At 70.7% G+C, this 17,664-nt stretch carries 17 protein-coding genes; 14 read left to right on the top strand and 3 right to left on the bottom strand.

Annotated elements, in window-relative coordinates:
• Positions 1-22: 22 nt before the first annotated feature.
• Complete coding sequence (locus BIU90_RS13160; RefSeq protein WP_071300657.1) at positions 23-466, top strand: hypothetical protein; 444 nt, start codon at positions 23-25, stop codon at positions 464-466.
• Positions 467-477: 11 nt separating this feature from the next.
• A complete protein-coding gene (locus BIU90_RS13165) occupies positions 478-1,449 on the top strand; it encodes a bifunctional riboflavin kinase/FAD synthetase (protein WP_071301023.1) in 972 nt (323 codons plus the stop codon).
• A 111-nt stretch (positions 1,450-1,560) separates the two neighbouring features.
• Here the strand turns inward: BIU90_RS13165 and BIU90_RS13170 are convergent, their stop codons facing one another.
• Together BIU90_RS13170 and BIU90_RS13175 are read right to left on the bottom strand one after the other, a co-directional pair.
• Entirely contained in the window at positions 1,561-2,793 is a 1,233-nt protein-coding gene (locus BIU90_RS13170; protein WP_175470217.1) for a DUF349 domain-containing protein, read from the bottom strand.
• Between the two features lie 112 nt (positions 2,794-2,905).
• A complete protein-coding gene (locus BIU90_RS13175) occupies positions 2,906-3,730 on the bottom strand; it encodes a peptidylprolyl isomerase (protein ID WP_071300658.1) in 825 nt (274 codons plus the stop codon).
• 147 nt (positions 3,731-3,877) lie between these two features.
• On the opposite strand from BIU90_RS13175, the gene BIU90_RS13180 reads away from it, so the two are divergent.
• The 9 genes from BIU90_RS13180 (at position 3,878) to aroB (ending at position 14,175) form a co-directional block, all read left to right on the top strand.
• On the top strand, positions 3,878-5,275 hold the full coding sequence (locus BIU90_RS13180; RefSeq protein WP_083403993.1) for a replication-associated recombination protein A: 1,398 nt from the start codon (positions 3,878-3,880) through the stop codon (positions 5,273-5,275).
• A 250-nt stretch (positions 5,276-5,525) separates the two neighbouring features.
• A complete protein-coding gene (rpsD, locus tag BIU90_RS13185) occupies positions 5,526-6,155 on the top strand; it encodes a 30S ribosomal protein S4 (protein ID WP_071300659.1) in 630 nt (209 codons plus the stop codon).
• 132 nt (positions 6,156-6,287) lie between these two features.
• Entirely contained in the window at positions 6,288-6,470 is a 183-nt protein-coding gene (locus tag BIU90_RS13190) for a hypothetical protein (RefSeq protein ID WP_071301026.1), read from the top strand.
• Positions 6,471-6,509: 39 nt separating this feature from the next.
• Positions 6,510-9,167: an alanine--tRNA ligase gene (gene alaS / locus BIU90_RS13195; protein WP_071300660.1), complete on the top strand. Its 2,658-nt coding sequence runs from the start codon at positions 6,510-6,512 to the stop codon at positions 9,165-9,167.
• Positions 9,168-9,175: 8 nt separating this feature from the next.
• On the top strand, positions 9,176-9,622 hold the full coding sequence (gene ruvX, locus BIU90_RS13200) for a Holliday junction resolvase RuvX (RefSeq protein WP_071300661.1): 447 nt from the start codon (positions 9,176-9,178) through the stop codon (positions 9,620-9,622).
• Between the two features lie 70 nt (positions 9,623-9,692).
• A complete protein-coding gene (gene mltG / locus BIU90_RS13205) occupies positions 9,693-11,231 on the top strand; it encodes an endolytic transglycosylase MltG (RefSeq protein ID WP_139195273.1) in 1,539 nt (512 codons plus the stop codon).
• A gap of 57 nt (positions 11,232-11,288) precedes the next feature.
• Positions 11,289-12,509 (top strand): chorismate synthase, encoded by a 1,221-nt coding sequence (gene aroC, locus BIU90_RS13210; RefSeq protein ID WP_071300662.1) that lies wholly within the window; start codon positions 11,289-11,291, stop codon positions 12,507-12,509.
• A gap of 53 nt (positions 12,510-12,562) precedes the next feature.
• On the top strand, positions 12,563-13,081 hold the full coding sequence (locus BIU90_RS13215) for a shikimate kinase (protein ID WP_302847397.1): 519 nt from the start codon (positions 12,563-12,565) through the stop codon (positions 13,079-13,081).
• 11 nt (positions 13,082-13,092) lie between these two features.
• Positions 13,093-14,175 carry a 3-dehydroquinate synthase gene (gene aroB, locus BIU90_RS13220; RefSeq protein WP_071301029.1) on the top strand — a complete coding sequence of 361 codons (1,083 nt, stop codon included), beginning with the start codon at positions 13,093-13,095 and terminating at the stop codon, positions 14,173-14,175.
• 10 nt (positions 14,176-14,185) lie between these two features.
• Here the strand turns inward: aroB and BIU90_RS18765 are convergent, their stop codons facing one another.
• Positions 14,186-14,353, bottom strand: coding sequence for a hypothetical protein (locus tag BIU90_RS18765; RefSeq protein ID WP_175470218.1), 168 nt, complete (start codon positions 14,351-14,353; stop codon positions 14,186-14,188).
• Positions 14,354-14,798: 445 nt separating this feature from the next.
• Between BIU90_RS18765 and BIU90_RS13225 the strand changes: the two genes are divergently transcribed.
• The 3 genes from BIU90_RS13225 (at position 14,799) to nusB (ending at position 17,664) form a co-directional block, all read left to right on the top strand.
• Entirely contained in the window at positions 14,799-16,490 is a 1,692-nt protein-coding gene (locus tag BIU90_RS13225) for an AarF/ABC1/UbiB kinase family protein (RefSeq protein ID WP_071300663.1), read from the top strand.
• A 161-nt stretch (positions 16,491-16,651) separates the two neighbouring features.
• Positions 16,652-17,215: an elongation factor P gene (gene efp, locus BIU90_RS13230; RefSeq protein ID WP_071300664.1), complete on the top strand. Its 564-nt coding sequence runs from the start codon at positions 16,652-16,654 to the stop codon at positions 17,213-17,215.
• Positions 17,212-17,664 (top strand): transcription antitermination factor NusB, encoded by a 453-nt coding sequence (nusB, locus tag BIU90_RS13235; protein WP_071300665.1) that lies wholly within the window; start codon positions 17,212-17,214, stop codon positions 17,662-17,664. The genes efp and nusB overlap by 4 nt, the downstream gene beginning before the upstream one ends.

A 17,664-nucleotide genomic window follows, 5' to 3' on the forward strand; every position in this document is an offset into this window, starting at 1 on the left:
GGGCATCGGTAGAATCGGTGCAATGGCGACCAAGTCCTCCCTCGCGACCGGCATCGGTCGCGTCCTCATCGCCGTGTACGGCATCCTGGCCCTCGCCGCGACCGGCCGCAGCGTCGTGCAGATCGCCGAGAAGTTCTCCTTCGCCCCGTTCTCGTACACGCTGAGCGCCGTCGCTGCGGTCGTCTACATCGTCGCCATGATCGCGCTCATCGTGCCCGGCCGGTTCTGGTACCGCGTGGCCTGCGTCACCATCGTGTTCGAGATGACGGGGGTGCTCGTCATCGGCACGCTGTCGTTGTTCGACCGGGCGCTGTTCCCCGACCTGACGATCTGGTCGTACTACGGGCTGGGGTACGCGTTCGCGCCGCTCGTGCTGCCGATCGCCGGGCTCTGGTGGCTGCGCAAGCACCACCGGACCGCTGGCGCTCCCGTCGCCGACACCGAGCCCGCCGTGGCCGGCGAGTAGTGGGGACGGTCATGCAGTACTACGAGGACGCCGCAGACGTCGCACAGGGGTTCGGGCCGAGCGCGGTCACCATCGGCAAGTTCGACGGGGTGCACGTCGGGCACCGCGCCGTGATCGCCCACCTCGAACAGGCCGCGGCGCGTCAGGGGCTCGTCTCCACCGTCGTCACCTTCGACCGGCACCCCCTGACGGTCATCGACCCCGCCAAGGTCCCGCCGGCGCTGACCAGCATCGCCCAACGGCGGGAACTGCTGGCGGACATCGGGGTCGACGCGACGCTGCTGTTGCGCTTCGATGCCGAGCTGCAGTCCTGGTCGCCCGAGGAATTCGTGCGCCGCATCCTGGTCGACACCCTGCACGCGCAGCTCGTGTTCGTCGGCAGCGACTTCCGCTTCGGTGCGAAGGGCGTCGGCGACGTCGCGCTGCTCCGCGTGCTCGGCGCGCAGCACGGGTTCGCGGTCGAGCTCATCGACGACGTCGACCTGGTCGACGACGTCCGCCCCGACGGCGAGCGACGGGTCTCGTCCACCTGGATCCGTGAACTGCTCGGGGACGGACGTGTCGCCGAGGCCGCGCGGCTGCTCGGACGCGAGCACGCCGTCCGCAGCACGGTGGTGCACGGCAACCAGCGCGGTCGCGCCATGGGGTACCCGACCGCGAACCTCGACCCGTCGTGCGAGGGGTTCGTGCCCGCTGACGGTGTCTACGCCGCGCGCGTCCTGCACCACGGGACGACCTACCCGGCGGCGGTCTCGGTCGGCAACAACCCGACGTTCGAGGGGGTGCCGGCGAAGCAGATCGAGGCACACCTGCTCGACGTGGACCTCGACCTGTACGACGACACGATCTCGGTCCTGTTCGTGGCCTACGTCCGTGGCATGGTGAAGTTCTCGTCGATGGACGAACTCGCGAGCCAGATGCGACAGGACGACCTCGACATCCGCCTGCTGCTGGGGATGCCCACGCAGGTCCAGCCGAACTGACCACGACGAAGCCCCCGCGTCCTGCCGGATGCGGGGGCTTCGTCGTGCCGTCTGTGCCGGTGGGGTCAGCTGCCCGAGGTGTCAGCTGCTCGGATGTCAGCTACTCGGATGTCAGCTACCCAGGGCGTCGAGCCAGATCTTGCGGGCGTCCAGAGCTTCCTGTGCGTCCTTGATCTTGCGCGAGTCGCCCGAGGCCTTGGCGGACTCGAGTTCCGACTCGAGCTTGCCGATCGCGTCCTCGAGCTGGCTCGCGAGACCGGTGGTGCGGGCCTTGCGTTCCGGGTTCGACTCACGCCAGTGCGCGTCCTCGAGCCCACGGACGTGGTCCTCCACGGCGCGGAGGCGGTCCTCGATGCGGCGGACGTCGGCCCGGGGGACCCGGCCGACCTCGTCCCAGCGGCGCTGGATGTCGGTCAGGGTCTTGCGAGCGGCGACGCGGTCGCGCTGCTGCAGGAGCGGTTCGGCCTCGGTCAGGAGCGCCTGCTTGACCTCGAGGTTGGCGGTGTACTCCTCGTCCTCGGCTGCGCTCTCGGCGTGGCGCTGTTCGAAGAGCACGTCGCCGGCGGCCTTGAAGCGGGCCCACAGCGCGTCGTCGTGGCGCTTGCCGGCACGTCCGGCACGCTTCCAGTCGTCGAGGAGCTGGCGGTAGGTGGGGATGGCGTCGGAGCCACGGGGTGCGAGCGCTTCGGCCTGCTGCACGAGCTCCTGCTTGCGCGTCCGGGCGTCACGGTGCTGCGCGTCGAGTTCGGAGTAGAACGCACGACGGTGCTGGTCGACGGTCGAGCGCGCCGACCGGAAGCGTTTCCAGAGCTCGTTGGCGTCGTTCTTGGGGATCCGTGGACCGTCGTGTTGGTGCTGCTGCCACCGGGCGAAGACGTCGTCCAGCTGCGCGGTGATCTGCTTCCACTGCGCACGTGCCGGGTCCACCGCGGCCAGGGCCTCGGCTTCCTCGACCAGGCCGGTGCGGAAGGCCAGGGCTTCGGCCAGGGCCTGCTTGGCCTGCTCTTCCTGCTCCTTGGTGAGCGAGCCGAGCTGCTCGGACAGGGCGCCGACGCGGTCTTCGAGGGACTTGATGTCACCGACCACGCGGGCTTCGGCGACCAAGGCGCTCAGGTGCTCGACCGTGCGGGCGACGTCGTTCGCGGAGGCGCCGCGCTGGACACGCTGCTCGGCGATCTTCACCTGGCCTTCGAGGTCGGCGTACTTCCGCGCGAAGTAGGCGAGCGCTTCTTCAGCGGTGGCGTCCGGGTACTCGCCCACGACACGTTCGGTGTCCTGGTACCGGACGTACACGGTGCCGGCATCGTCGACCCGCCCCCAGGTCGTTGCTTCGTCAGATCCCACAGGTCTCGCCTCGATCGTGGTCGTGCATCACCGACGTCACCGTCGGTACGGTCAGGAGGCCACCCTATTGCACGGGCGGGCTGCGCGGCCCGCGGGTCGACGAGACTGTGGACTACTGCTCGCGCTCGATCGTCGCGCCGGTGATCGTGGTGGCGACCTTCGGGGTCCCCGTGCCGTCGTCGCCCGCGTCCGCGATGCCCTTCGACGTGATCTCGCGCTGCAGGTCGTCGAGCCCGCTGGTGACCTTGCCGACGACCGTGTAGCCGCCCGTCGAGCCGTCGAGCGTCGTGTCGCCGTAGACGATGAAGAACTGCGTGGACTGCGACGAGGTCGACGAGCTCCGGGCGATGGCGATCGTGCCCTTGGGGTAGACGTCGTTGCTCGGCGTGTTCTCGATCGGTCCGTACTGGAAGCCCGCGTCGCCCGTGCCGTCGCCGTTCGCGGAACCGCACTGCAGGAACTTGAAGTCAGCACTGTCAGCGAGCCGGTGGCACTTCGTGCCCTCGTAGAACTGCTTGCGGATCAGGTCGATCTCGACGCTGGCCGCCTGCGGTGCCGCCTTGCCGTCGAGCTCGATGCCCAGGCGGACGTCCTTGTTCAGCGTGAGGGAGCCGGTCCAGGTGCTGTCGGCCGCGATGGTCTTGCTCGGCACGTCTCCGGTGTTCGCGGCCGTGGCACTCGCCGACGGCGTGGGGGCACCCGTGGCGCTGGCGCTGGCACTGGCGCTCGCGCTGGCGTCCGGCGCCGGCCTCGACCCGGCGAAGGCGAGCTGCGAGCCGGTGGCGAGCGCGGCGACGACGACCAGGGCGCCGATGCCGAGCAGGTCGTCGCGACGACGACGGCGTCGCTGCCGGTCGTGCAGGCCCTGGCGGGCTTCGTACAGTCGGAGCCGCTCGCGGGCCTCGCGGTTCTCGCGCGCCTGGTTCTTCGGTGCCACGGTGCTGGTCTGCCCTCTCGTCGCAGTGTGCGACGAGCGTATCGGACCGGGTCCGCGTGGCCGGTGTGCCGCCGCCGCGCTCCCGGCGCACGGCCGGTGTCGGAGTCGGCACCTACGATTGACGGCATGGCATCGGACCGCTCGGGGATGAACGCGCCCACGACCGGCGGGCGTGCGGGGCTCGCTCAGGGTTCCGTACCCCTCGCCGTCCGGATGCGCCCGACCAGCCTCGACGAGGTCGCGGGCCAGCAGCACCTGCTCGGTCGCGGATCGCCCCTCGTGCAGCTCGCCACCGGGACGCGGGAGAACCCCGGCGGGGTGTCCGTCATCCTGTGGGGTCCTCCCGGCACCGGCAAGACGACCCTGGCGCAGGCGATCGCCCGCCAGTCCGGGCGCGAGTTCGTCGAGCTGTCCGCGGTCACCGCCGGGGTGAAGGACGTGCGCGAGGTGATGGAGAAGGCCCTCACACACCGCGACCTGTACGGCGCCACGACCGTGCTGTTCCTCGACGAGATCCACCGCTTCAGCAAGGCCCAGCAAGACGCGCTGTTGCCCGGTGTCGAGAACGGCTGGGTGATCCTCATCGCGGCCACGACCGAGAACCCCTCGTTCTCCGTCATCTCCCCGCTGCTGTCCCGTTCGCTGCTGCTCACGCTCAAGCCGCTCACCGACACCGACCTCGGCATGCTCGTCGACCGCGCGGTCGAGGACCCGCGCGGGCTGGGCGGCTCGGTCGTCCTGGGGGACGAGGCCCGCGCCGCCATCGTGCGCCTGGCCTCCGGTGACGCCCGTCGGGCCCTCACCGCGCTCGAGGCCGCGGCCGCGTCCGCAGGAGCCCTGCAGCACGACGCGCGGGACGACGACGATGAGCACGACGCCGTCGACGACCCGCAGGACGCCGGCCGCGTCCCGGTGATCGACGCGGAGACCGTCGCGGCGGCCGTCGACCGCGCGCTGCTCCGGTACGACCGCCAGGGTGACGAGCACTACGACGTGATCAGCGCGTTCGTCAAGTCGGTCCGGGGGAGTGACGTCGACGCTGCGCTCCACTACCTGGCGCGGATGATCGAAGCCGGCGAGGACGCGCGCTTCATCGCGCGGCGCATCATCATCTCCGCGTCCGAGGACATCGGCATGGCCGACCCGCAGGCCCTGCCCATCGCCGTCGCCGCAGCCCAGGCCGTCCAGCTCATCGGGATGCCCGAGGGGCGCATCCCGTTGGCCGAGGCCGTCGTCTACCTGGCCACCGCGCCGAAGTCGAACGCCGCCTACACCGGCGTGAACCAGGCGATGGCGGACGTCAAGGCCGGGCGGATGGGCGTCGTGCCGAACCACCTGCGGGACGCCCACTACGCCGGAGCCAAGCGGCTCGGGCACGGCAAGGGCTACGTCTACTCGCACGACGCCGACCACGGGGTGGCGAAGCAGCAGTACCTGCCGGACGCCCTGCAGGGGACCGAGTACTACACGCCGACGGCGAACGGCTACGAGCGCGAGGTCGGCCCGCGGCTGGAGCGCCTCCGGAAGATCACCCGCGGCGAGTGACCACGGTGCTCGGCATCCGGCCCGGACCCTGCTAGAGTTGACGGGCCTACGTCCTGGTTCCCGCGTGCGGCTGCGTTCGGGGACAGAGTGTTGCGCAGTGCAGCATGCACTGGCAGCACGGGGACAGAGGTTCGGACTGTAGCCGTCCGATCCCACAGGCTCATCCCTCTGGATCCCGTCGCGGGGTCCGTCGGTCCGTGCGCGTGCCGAGACCCGCGATCCGTTCAGTCATCAATGAGAAAAGGACCCTGTGTCTACCAAGTCACGTACCCGCAGCAAGACCCGTCTGTCCCGTGCGCTCGGCATCCCGCTGACGCCGAAGGCAGCTCGGTACCTCGAGAAGCGCCCCTACGGGCCCGGTGAGCACGGCCGCACCCGCCGTCGTGCGGACAGCGACTACGCCGTCCGCCTCCGTGAGAAGCAGCGTCTGCGCGCCCAGTACGGCATCCGCGAGAAGCAGCTCCGCATCGTCTTCGAAGAGGCCCGCAAGACGAACGGCCTGACCGGTGAGAACCTGGTCGAGCTGCTCGAGCAGCGCCTCGACGCCCTCGTGCTCCGTGCCGGCTTCGCCCGCACGACCTCGCAGGCGCGCCAGCTGATCGTGCACCGCCACATCCTGGTCGACGGCAAGCTCGTCGACCGCCCCTCCTTCCGCGTCAAGGAGGGCCAGCTGATCCACGTCAAGCAGCGCTCCGAGTCGCTCGAGCCCTTCCAGGTCGCCGCCGCCGGTGGTCACCAGGAAGTCCTCCCGAAGGTGCCGGGCTACCTCGAGGTCGAGATCGACAAGCTCCAGGCCCGCCTGGTCCGTCGTCCGAAGCGTGCCGAGGTCCCCGTGACCTGTGAAGTGCAGCTCGTCGTCGAGTACTACGCAGCTCGCTGATCAGCTCCAGCTGATCCACAGCGCACCCTGAACGGCGGGTCGTCCACAACGGGCGGCCCGCCGTTCGGCGTCTGCGGACCGACGGCTAAGCTGGTCGGACGCGCGCCCGGGCGTGCGTTGGAGGGAGCCACCGTGAAGCAGCTGTTCTTCGTCGCCGTCGGCGTCGTCATCGGGTTCCTCGTCGCCCACCGGGTCAGCAGGACCCCGGGCGGTGCGACGTTCCTCGCCGAGGTGGACGCCCGGTCCAGGGCGTTCCGGGGTGCTGTGGCCGACGGGTACCGCTCCCGCGAAGCCGAGCTCCGCACCGACGTCTGACACGTCCTCCAGTCCGCCCTCTCGTCACCAGGAAGCACCATGCAGACCGCAGAGATCCGCCGCCGTTGGCTCCAGTACTTCGGCGACCGAGGCCACACCGTCGTCCCGTCCGCCTCGCTCGTCTCGGACGACCCGTCGCTGCTGTTCACGGTCGCCGGCATGGTGCCCTTCATCCCGTACCTGACGGGCCTCATCCCCGCGCCGTACCCCCGTGCGACGAGCGTGCAGAAGGTCATCCGCACGAACGACATCGAAGAAGTCGGCAAGACCCCGCGGCACGGCACGTTCTTCCAGATGAACGGCAACTTCTCGTTCGGCGACTACTTCAAGGAGCAGGCGATCCAGTACGCCTGGGAGTTCCTGACGTCGCCCGAGTCCGACGGCGGCCTCGGGTTCTCGCCGGACGACCTGTGGGTCACCGTGTACGAGGACGACGACGAGGCGATCGCCTTCTGGAAGCAGCACTCCTCGCTGCCGGACGAGCGCATCCAGCGCCTCGGCAAGGACACCAACTACTGGTCGACCGGCCAGCCCGGCCCGGCGGGCCCCTGCTCCGAGATCTTCTTCGACCGTGGTCCCGCCTACGGCATCGACGGCGGTCCGGCGACCGACGACGACCGCTACGTCGAGATCTGGAACCTCGTGTTCATGCAGTACCAGATCCAGAACGTGCGGTCGAAGGTCGACTTCGACATCACTGGCGAGCTGCCGAAGAAGAACATCGACACCGGCATGGGGCTCGAGCGCGTCGCCTTCATCAAGCAGGGCGTCGACAACATGTACGAGATCGACCAGGTGCGTCCGGTCCTCGACCGCGCGTCGGCGATCTCCGGCCGTCGGTACGGCGCGGTCCACGAGGACGACGTCCGTATGCGCGTCATCGCGGACCACGTGCGCTCGGCCCTCATGCTCATCGCCGACGGTGTGTCGCCGTCGAACGAGGGCCGCGGCTACATCCTCCGTCGCCTGCTCCGACGCACCGTCCGTGCGATGCGACTGCTCGGCGTCGAGGGCGCGACCTTCCCCGAGCTCTTCCCCGCCTCGCGCGACGCGATGGCGGACGCCTACCCCGAGGTCGCGAGCGACTACGACCGCATCGCGCGCATCGCCTACGCGGAAGAGGAGACCTTCCTCCGCACCCTGGCGCAGGGCACGACGATCCTCGACGTCGCCGTCGACCGCGCGAAGCAGGACAACCAGCCGGCGATCGGTGGGGACACCGCGTTCCTGCTGCACGACACCTTCGGCTTCCCGATCGACCTGACGATGGAGATGGCCGAGGAAGCCGGCGTCCACGTCGACCGCGGCGCCTTCGACACGCTGATGTCCGAGCAGCGTGCGCGAGCCAAGGCCGACGCCAAGAGCAAGAAGACCGCGCTGGCCGACCTCAGCGTCTACAGCGCGTTCCGCGCGGCGGGCGAGACGACCTTCCTGGGCTACGACGCCCTCGAGGCCGAGTCCACCGTGCTCGGCATCATCGTCGACGGTGCGAGCGTCGACCGTGCCGTGGTCGGCGACATCGCCGAGGTCGTCCTCAGCGAGACCTCGCTCTACGCCGAGTCCGGCGGTCAGGACGCCGACCAGGGCTCGATCGTCGGCAACGGCTTCGACCTCGAGGTGCTCGACGTGCAGCGCCCGGTCTCCGGACTCTGGAGCCACACGGTGCAGGTGCGCTCCGGCGAGGTCGCGGTCGGTGCAGCCGCCACGACGGTCGTCGACGCCGAGTACCGCCGCGGCGCCACGCAGGCGCACTCCGCCACCCACCTGGTGAACGCGGCTCTGCGCGACATCCTCGGCCCCGAAGCGCTGCAGGCCGGCTCGTACAACAAGGCGGGCTACATGCGGCTGGACTTCTCGTGGAGCCAGCCGATCTCGATCAGCACGCGCTCGGAGATCGAAGAGGTCGTCAACACGGCGATCCGTTCGGACCTGCAGGTCTCGACGCGGGTCCTGCCGCTCGACACCGCGAAGGAGCTCGGCGCCCAGGCGCTGTTCGGAGAGAAGTACGGCGCCGAGGTCCGCATGGTCGACATCGGCGGCCCGTGGTCGCGCGAGCTCTGCGGTGGCACGCACGTCGCCTCGAGCGCGCAGGTCGGCCTGGTGAACCTGGTCGGCGAAGCGAGCGTCGGGTCGACGAACCGTCGCGTCGAGGCACTGGTCGGACTCGAGGGCTTCCGCGAGCTGGCGGTCGAGCGGACGATCGTGTCGCAGCTCTCGAGCGCCCTCAAGGCCCCGCGGAACGACCTGCCCGGCCGCGTGCAGTCCCTGATGGAGGACCTGCGTGTCGCCCAGAAGCGGATCGCCGAGTTCGAGTCGGCAGGGCTGGCACAGCGCGTCCCCGCGATCGCGAGGCTCGCCACCACCGTCGGCACGACCACGGTCGTCGCCGAGTCCGTCGACGGCGTGAAGTCCGCTGACGACCTGCGCTCCCTGGCGACCGGTGTCCGCGCGCAGCTCGGTGACGGCGCTGCCGTGGTCGTCCTGGGCGGCGTCGTCGGTGGCAAGCCCGCGGTGATCGTCGCGACGAACGACGCGGCCCGCGCGGCCGGTGTGCAGGCTGGTCCCCTCGCGAAGGAGGCCGCCGGCGTGCTCGGCGGTGGCGGCGGTGGCAAGCCGGACCTGGCGCAGGGCGGCGGTACGGACGCGTCCGCGCTGCCGGCAGCGCTCCGGGCGGTCACCGCTCGGCTCGCGGGCTGACCGCGGTGATGCGGTCCGGGCGCCGGCTCGGCATCGACGTCGGTCGGGCCCGGATCGGGGTCGCCGTGTGCGACCGGGACGGTCTGATCGCCACCCCGGTCGAGACGGTCCGTCGGCACGCGGCGTCCGACGTCGCGCGGATCGTGGCGATCGCTGACGAGTACGAGGTGCTCGAGTTCGTCGTGGGGTTGCCCCTGTCGATGTCGGGGGAGGACACCGCCTCCACCGCGGATGCGCGGGCGTTCGCGGACCGGCTGGCAGCGCATCGACCGGTCCGGCTGGTCGACGAGCGGATGTCGACGGTCACGGCGCAGCGTGGGCTGCACCAGGCTGGTCGGAACACGAAGAACTCGCGGGCCGTGATCGACCAAGCGGCCGCTGTTATCATTCTGCAACATGCGCTCGATCACGAGCGTTCGTCAGGCGCCCCTCCGGGGGCCACGCTCCGCGAGTAGGCTGCCCTCCCGTCGTCACCGAAGCGACGGAGTCACCGAGGAGTCGCCCCCACCGAGAGACCGAGGACCGTTGGCAGACGACCTGGACTGGAACGCGATCATCGCCTCCGGCAACGACGCCGAGCGACCGGGCAAGCAGCCCGTCGACGGCCGATCCGACGACCGAGACGACGCCCCGGCAGCAGCGGGTGCGCCCCAGCCGATGTCCCGCCGGGAGGCGCGGGCCCGGTCCGCAGCGCAGGCTGACGCGGCAGACACCACGGCCCAGGTGCCGCAGGCACGGAGCGAGACGCCGCAGGGACCGAACGACGCGCCGCCAGCGGTGGACGACGCGCCACAGGCGCGGGCCGACGCGCCCCAGGCGCACGGCGAGGACGCGCTCCACCCCGAGGTGCACGCACTGTTGTCCGACGGCGTCGCTGCCGACGGCGTCGCTGCCGACGGCGGGGCGGTCGTCGGCGGTGGCGGTGGAGCCGCGGGAGGCGGACGCGGTGGTCGTCGTGGCGGAGGCGGGCGATCCTCCCGGCCGCCGCGCGAGCCACGACGCCGATCGCGTGCGGGGCTGATCGCGGGGATCGTCATCGTCGCGCTCGTGCTGGCCGCAGGTGTCGGCGCGTACGCGTTCGCCGCGCCGAAGGTGCGGCAGATCGTCGGGGCCATCTCCGGTTCGCAGGAGTCCGACGACTACACCGGTTCCGGGACCTCGAAGGTCACCATCACGATCAAGCAGGGTGACATCGGCGAGGACGTCGCGAAGACCCTGCAGCGCAGCGGGGTCGTCAAGACCTCGACCGCGTTCTACAAGCTGCTGTTGTCCTCGGCCGACGTGCAGTTCCAGCCGGGCTCGTACGCGCTGAAGAAGCACATGAGCTCCAAGGCCGCCCTCGCGGCCCTGCAGGACAAGGCGAACCGGGTCACGGCGTCGATCATCATCCCCGAGGGCACGGCGCTCAAGGACATCGAGGCCGGCATGGTCTCGAAGGCGGGTCTGTCGGAGGAGCAGGTCTCGTCCGCGGCGAAGGAGGTCGGTGCCTACGGGCTGCCGAGCGGCGTCACCTCGCTCGAGGGCTGGTTGTTCCCCGCGACCTACCCGATCAACCCGGGTTGGACGGCGAAGCAGTACTTCCAGTCGATGGTCGACACGATGAAGCAGCACCTTGCGACTGCCGGCGTCGCCGAGGCCGACCAGGAGCGCGTCATCGTGTTCGCGTCCCTGGTGCAGCGCGAGGCCGGACTGGCCGCGGACTACCCGAAGGTCGCCCGGGTCTTCCAGAACCGTCTCGACCAGGGCATGAAGCTGCAGTCCGACGCCACCGTGGCGTACGGCACGGGCAACACGCACCGCGTGACGACCACCGACGCCGAACGCAACGACGCCTCGAACCCCTACAACACCTACGTGCACGAAGGGCTGCCGCCCGGACCGATCTCGAACCCGGGCGACGTCGCCATCCAGGCCGTCACCCACCCGGCGGACGGCAACTGGCTGTACTTCGTGACGGTGAACCTGGAGACCGGGGAGACCGTGTTCTCCGACACCTACGCGCAGCACCAGGACGCCGTCAAGCAGTTCCAGGCGTGGCTCCGCGCGAACCCGTCGTACCAGTAGCGGCCAGGCCTCCCACGGGCGCGCAACGCAGACGGCGCCTGTGGGAGGATGGGCACCATGCTTCGTTGGTTGACCGCTGGTGAGTCCCACGGACCCGAACTGATCGCGATGCTCGAGGGCCTGCCCGCCGGCGTCCCGGTGTCGTTCGAGTCCATCCGTACCGACCTCGCGCGGCGCAAGCTCGGCTACGGTCGTGGCTCCCGCATGAAGTTCGAGCAGGACGAACTGCACGTCTCCGGCGGTGTGCGCCACGGGTACTCCCTGGGCAGCCCGATCGCGATCCGCATCGGCAACACCGAGTGGCCCAAGTGGGTCGAGGTCATGAACCCCGAGCCCGTCGAGCAGACCGAGCTCTCGCGCGGCCGCAGCGCGCCGCTGACCCGCCCGCGTCCCGGTCACGCCGACCTGGTGGGGATGCAGAAGTACGGCTTCGACGAGGCCCGACCGATCCTCGAGCGTGCGTCGGCCCGCGAGACCGCTGCCCGCGTGGCGCTCGGCGCCGTCGCCAAGGCCTTCCTCGCCGAACTCGGCATGCGCTCGGTGGCGCACACGCTGCAGGTCGGGACGGTCCGCGTGCCGGACGGCACCGCGCTCCCGCAGCCCGACGACGTCGACCGCCTCGACGAGGACCAGCTGCGCTGCTTCGACGCGGACACCTCCGCGCGCATGGTGACCGAGGTCGAGGCCGCCAAGAAGGACGGCGACACCCTCGGTGGCGTGGTCGAGGTGCTGTTCTACGGCGTCCCGCCGGGGCTCGGCTCGCACGTGCAGTGGGACCGGCGCCTCGACGCGCGGCTCGCAGCGGCGATCATGGGCATCCAGGCGATCAAGGGCGTCGAGGTCGGCGACGGGTTCGCGACAGCCGGTCGTCGCGGTTCCGCGGCGCACGACGAGCTGTACCGCGAGGACGGCGAGATCATCCGGACGAGCGACCGTGCCGGCGGGACCGAGGGCGGCATGTCCACCGGTACCGTGCTGCGCGTCCGCGCCGCGATGAAGCCGATCGCGACGATCCCGCACGCACTCCACACGATCGACGTCGCGACCGGCGAGGACGCCTCGGCGCACCACCAGCGGTCCGACGTCTGCGCCGTCCCGGCGTCGGGTGTCGTCGCCGAGGCGATGGTGGCCCTGACGCTCGCCGATGCCGTGCTCGAGAAGTTCGGGGGCGACAACGTCGTCGAGACCAAGCGCAACCTGGAGGCGTACCTCGCGTCGATCCCGGAGACGCTGCGGTCGCGGCGCACGGAGCCGGCAGCCCCCTCCGCGACCTGGTGAGCGGAGCGGGGACGGACGGCGGCTCGGCCGGGCACGATCGGCCCGGCCCGGACCTGCCGGACACGACGCCGGTCGTCGTGATCGGCCCGATGGGCGCGGGCAAGTCCACCGTGGGCAAGCGCGTCGCGAAGCGCCTGGGCGTCCCGTTCACCGACACCGACCGCCTGATCGTCCGTCAGCACGGCCCGATCCCGGCGATCTTCGCCGACCGAGGCGAACCGGCGTTCCGGCAGCTCGAGGCCGACGCCGTGCGCCAGGCGCTCGAGACCGGCGGCGTGGTCGCCGTCGGTGGGGGAGCCGTCACCCACGCGGCCACGCGTGACGCCCTGGTCGGCGCACGCGTCGTCCTGCTCACCGTCTCGCCCGAAGCCGTCGCCGAACGCATCAGCGGGTCCGACCGCCCCCTGCTCGCAGCCGGCGGCATCGACGCCTGGCAGACCATCCTGGACGAGCGGGCCGCGACCTACGCGGAACTCGCGCACGTCGTCGTCGACACCTCCCGCCGCCCGATGTCGCACGTCGTCGACGACGTCGTGGCCTGGGTGCGGGGAACCACCGAAGGAGCACCGTGACCGAGTCGATCCTGCCCGAGGGCACCACCGAGATCCGCGTCGGCGGTGAGGACGGCTACGTCGTGGCGGTCGGCAACGGGCTGCTCGGGTCCGTGCCCGCGCTGCTGGGTCCGCGGGTCGCGAAGGTGCTCATCGTGCACGCCCCCACGCTCGGCGCGCGTGCGGAGGACCTGCGGAAGCTCCTGGTCGAGGCCGGGCTCGAGGCACTCATCGCCGAGGTGCCCGACGCCGAGGCCGCCAAGCGCGTCGAGGTGGCTGCGTTCTGCTGGCAGGTGATGGGGCAGTCCGACTTCACCCGGACCGACGCCGTGATCGGCCTGGGCGGCGGCGCCGTGACCGACCTGGCCGGGTTCGTCGCCGCGACCTGGTTGCGCGGTGTGCCGTTCATCGGGATCCCGACCAGCGTGCTCGGCATGGTGGACGCCAGCGTCGGCGGCAAGACCGGCATCAACACGAACGAGGGCAAGAACCTCGTCGGGGCCTTCGCGGCACCGCGGGCGGTCGTCGTCGACCTCGACCTGGTGGCCACCCTGCCGCGGAACGACGTCCTGACCGGCTTCGCCGAGATCGTCAAGGCCGGCTTCATCGCGGTGCCGGAGATCCTCGACGTGATCGAGGCCGACGTCGACCGGGCAACGGACTGGACGACGCCAGAGTTCCGTCGGGTCGTCGAGCTGGCGATCGAGCTCAAGGCCCGCGTGGTGTCGGAGGACTTCACCGAGCAGGGGCGGCGCGAGGTCCTGAACTACGGACACACGCTGGGCCACGCCATCGAGCACGCCGAGCGCTACCAGTGGCGGCACGGCGCCGCGGTGTCCGTCGGGATGGTCTTCGCCGCCGAGCTCGCGCGGTTGACCGGGCACCTGGACGACGCCACCGTCGACCGGCACCGCGCGATCCTGGAGTCGCTGTCGCTGCCGACGACGTACCCGCTCGGCCGCTGGCAGTCGCTGCTGGCGACGATGCGGCGCGACAAGAAGGCCCGCGCGGGGATGCTGCGGTTCATCGTGTTGGACGGTGTCGGCAAGCCGGTCACGCTCGAGGGGCCAGAGGACCACCTGCTCTTCACTGCCTACCAAGAGGTCGGCGTCTAGCCCGAGCGGGTCACCGCAGCACCTGCACCAGGCGCCGCCACCACCACTTGACGTGCATCGAGAGCGTGATGATGTTCGTCCTGTCGAACTCTGCCCGTTCTTCCGGCGTGGCGCCGTTGTCGAAGGCTTCCCGTTCGAACTCGTCCGTCGGTACGACGAGTGGCTTCCGCTTCAGCACGGTCCGTCTCCTTCTGCTCGCCGTCGCCGTCGGCATCGGCAGCCTGGCGGGTGATCAGTGTCATCGCGAGCTTGCGATCGTCCTTCGGAGCCCACCGTAGGCGGTGAAGTCGGCGGAGCACACTCGTCGATATGTCGTACTCCGGAGAGCCGGGTTCGGCCCTGATCGCCCAGGTGATCCGGTCCCGGGCATGGGTGCGGTCACTCGAGCGGCGTGACCGGTGAGCGGCGTGACTGGTGAGCGGCGACCCAGCTCACGACGGCAGCGGTGACTGCCGCTCCGGCCGCGATGGTTGCTGCGATGAGGGCTGTGTCCATGGGACGAGCGTGGCGTGCCAGAACCGGAGCGTGGCGGACGCCAGGCGATCTGTGGGCGACGACCCGGGCCTCCCGGCTTGTGGAGGAGCCACCTGCGGAACCCCAGCCCGGGGGAGCATGCTGATGACGTGCCCAACCCACCCCGTCTGAGTGACCTCGGCGGCGGGCCGGCCGTCGACGCAGGGACCCTCCGGACCCGCGCACGCCGCTTCGCCGAGCTGCTCTCCATCGCCCGCCGCCACGGCCTCGTGCCCTTCCGCCGCCTCGACTTCTCCCGCGACCCGGACACCGCCGACCTGCGTCGCAGCCAGGCCGAGCACCTCCGCCTGGCGCTCGAGGAAGCCGGTGGCGGCTTCGTCAAGATGGGGCAGCTGCTGTCGACGCGCGACGACCTGCTGCCGGACGAGTGGACCGAGGGCCTGGTGGGGCTGCAGGGGAGCGTCACCCCGGCGGACCCGGCCGAGGTCGCCGCGCTGCTGGCGACCGAGCTGCACGCGCCGGTCGGTGAGCTCTTCCAGTCGCTCGACCCGAACCCGGTCGCCGCCGCGTCCATCGCCCAGGTCCACCGTGCCCGGCTGCACGACGGCACCGCGGTGGCCGTCAAGGTGCAGCGTCCGGGCATCGACGACGCTGTCCGACGCGACGTCGACATCGCGCTCCGGGTGGTGCGGTTCATGGCGCGCACGTCGATCGAGGCACGCCAGGTCGGGGTGCAGGACGTCGCGCAGCAGTACGCCGACGACCTGATCCGGCAGGTGGACTTCCGGTCGGAGTTGCGGAACCTCGAGACCCTGCGTGCCGCACAGGAGCGCAGCGCCCGCCCAGACGAGGTCCGGTTCCCGGCGTCGTACCCGGAACTGTCCGGACGACGGGTGCTCGTGATGGAGTTCCTCGAGGGGGACACCCTCAGCGCGGTCCGTGCGTCGCGCGCGGACCGGGACCTCGACGAGCCGATGCGGGCGATCCTGCGGGCGTTCCTGCGGCAGGTCGTGTTCGACGGGATCTACCACGGCGACCTGCACCCGGGGAACGTCCTGCTCCTGCCCGACGGACGCCCGGCGCTCATCGACTTCGGGTCCGTCGGTCGGCTCGACCCGGGGCTGCGCGACGTCGTCCAGGAGCTCGTCGCGGCGTACATCCAGAACGACACCTCGCGGATCGCCGACGCCGTGCTCCGGATGGCGCCGGTGCGTCGTGCCGAGGACGAGCCCGACTTCCGGCGGGACATCGCGCGCTTCGTCGCGGACGAGCTCGGCCCCGGTGCGCGCATCGGGGTGCAGACGGTCGACGACGCGGTGGAGGTGTTCGGCCGCTACCGACTGAAGCCGCCGCCGGACTTCGTCGCTGCCGCACGGGCACTGGCCATCTTCGAGGGGACGCTCCGGACGCTGCTGCCCTCGTTCGACCTGCTCGACGAGTCGCGCAACCTGGCGCGGGAACAGATCCGCGACCAGCTCCGCCCCAGTGTGCTGCGTGACGTCGCGGCGCGCGAGCTGTTCGGCCTCGTGTCCACGGTCCGGCGGCTGCCGCGACGAGTCGACCGGATCGGCGAGGCGATCGAGCAGAACCGCCTGTCGGTGAACATCCGACTGCTCGCCGACCAGCGCGACCGCCGGACGGTCTCGGGGATGATCCGACGCATCCTGCTGGTGCTGTTGGGTTCCGGCGCGGGCATCCTGTCGATCGTGTACCTGACGATGCCGTCCCGTCCGACCGCGGTCCTGAGCACCGCTGCGGCGGGCGGGCTGCTCGGCGGCACGACCGTGTTCCTGCTCGGCTGGGCGGCGATCGACGCCTGGCGGACACGACGGCGGGACTGACCGCCGACCACTGAGCGACCGGCCCCGCGACGGCGGGACCGACCGCGGACGACAGGAGCGCCCGGCCCCGCGACGGTGTGACCGACCCCGTCGGCTACACTCGTCCGGGGCCCAGCGGCCCCGCATCTTCCTTCCTCAACACGAATTGGACATCGACACCCATGGCCAGTACCACTGACATCAAGAACGGCGCCGTTCTCATCATCGACGGGCAGCTCTGGTCGGTCGTCGAGTTCCAGCACGTCAAGCCCGGCAAGGGTGGTGCGTTCGTCCGCACCAAGCTGAAGAACGTCGTCTCCGGCAAGGTCGTCGACCGCACGTTCAACGCCGGCGCGAAGATCGAGACCGCCACGGTCGACCGTCGCGACTACCAGTTCCTCTACGAGGACGGCGACTCCTACGTGTTCATGGACACCGACACCTACGACCAGGTCCCGGTCCCGGCGACCGTCGTGGGCGACGCGAAGAACTTCCTGCTCGAGTCCGCGATGGTCACCATCGCGATGAACGAGGGCAACCCGCTCTACATCGAGCTGCCGACGTCGATCGTCACCGAGATCGAGACCGAGCCCGGCCTGCAGGGCGACCGTTCGTCCGGCGGCACCAAGCCCGCGACGATCAAGGCCACCGGGTACCAGATCCAGGTCCCGCTGTACCTGGAGACCGACACCAAGGTCAAGATCGACACGCGCGACGGCAACTACCTCGGCCGCGTCAACGAATGAGCGCACGCTCCAAGGCCCGCAAGCGCGCCCTCGACATGCTCTACGTGGCCGAGGTGCGTGAGCTCCCGATCGCCGACGTCCTGGCGACCGAGACCGTTCGGCACCTCGACCAGCCCGAGCGCGCGTCCAGCTGGGACTACGCACGCCAGGTCGTGACCGGCGTCGACGAGGCCCGAGCCGAGATCGACGCGGTCATCGTCGAGCACGCCCAGGGATGGTCCATCCCGCGCATGCCCGTCCTCGACCGCTGCATCCTGCGGATGGGCGTCTGGGAGCTCCGGTTCAACCCGGACGTGCCCGACGCCGTCGCCATCTCCGAGGCGGTCGAGCTCGCGCAGTCGCTCTCGACCGAGGAGTCCGCCGGGTTCGTCAACGGCGTGCTCGGAGCCGTCGCCGGGGGCCGTGCACCGTCCGGTCGGACGGTCGCAGGAGACCAGGAGTCCCGCTAG

Source organism: Curtobacterium sp. MCBA15_001 (genome assembly GCF_001864835.1).
In the GTDB taxonomy this organism is placed as follows: domain Bacteria; phylum Actinomycetota; class Actinomycetes; order Actinomycetales; family Microbacteriaceae; genus Curtobacterium.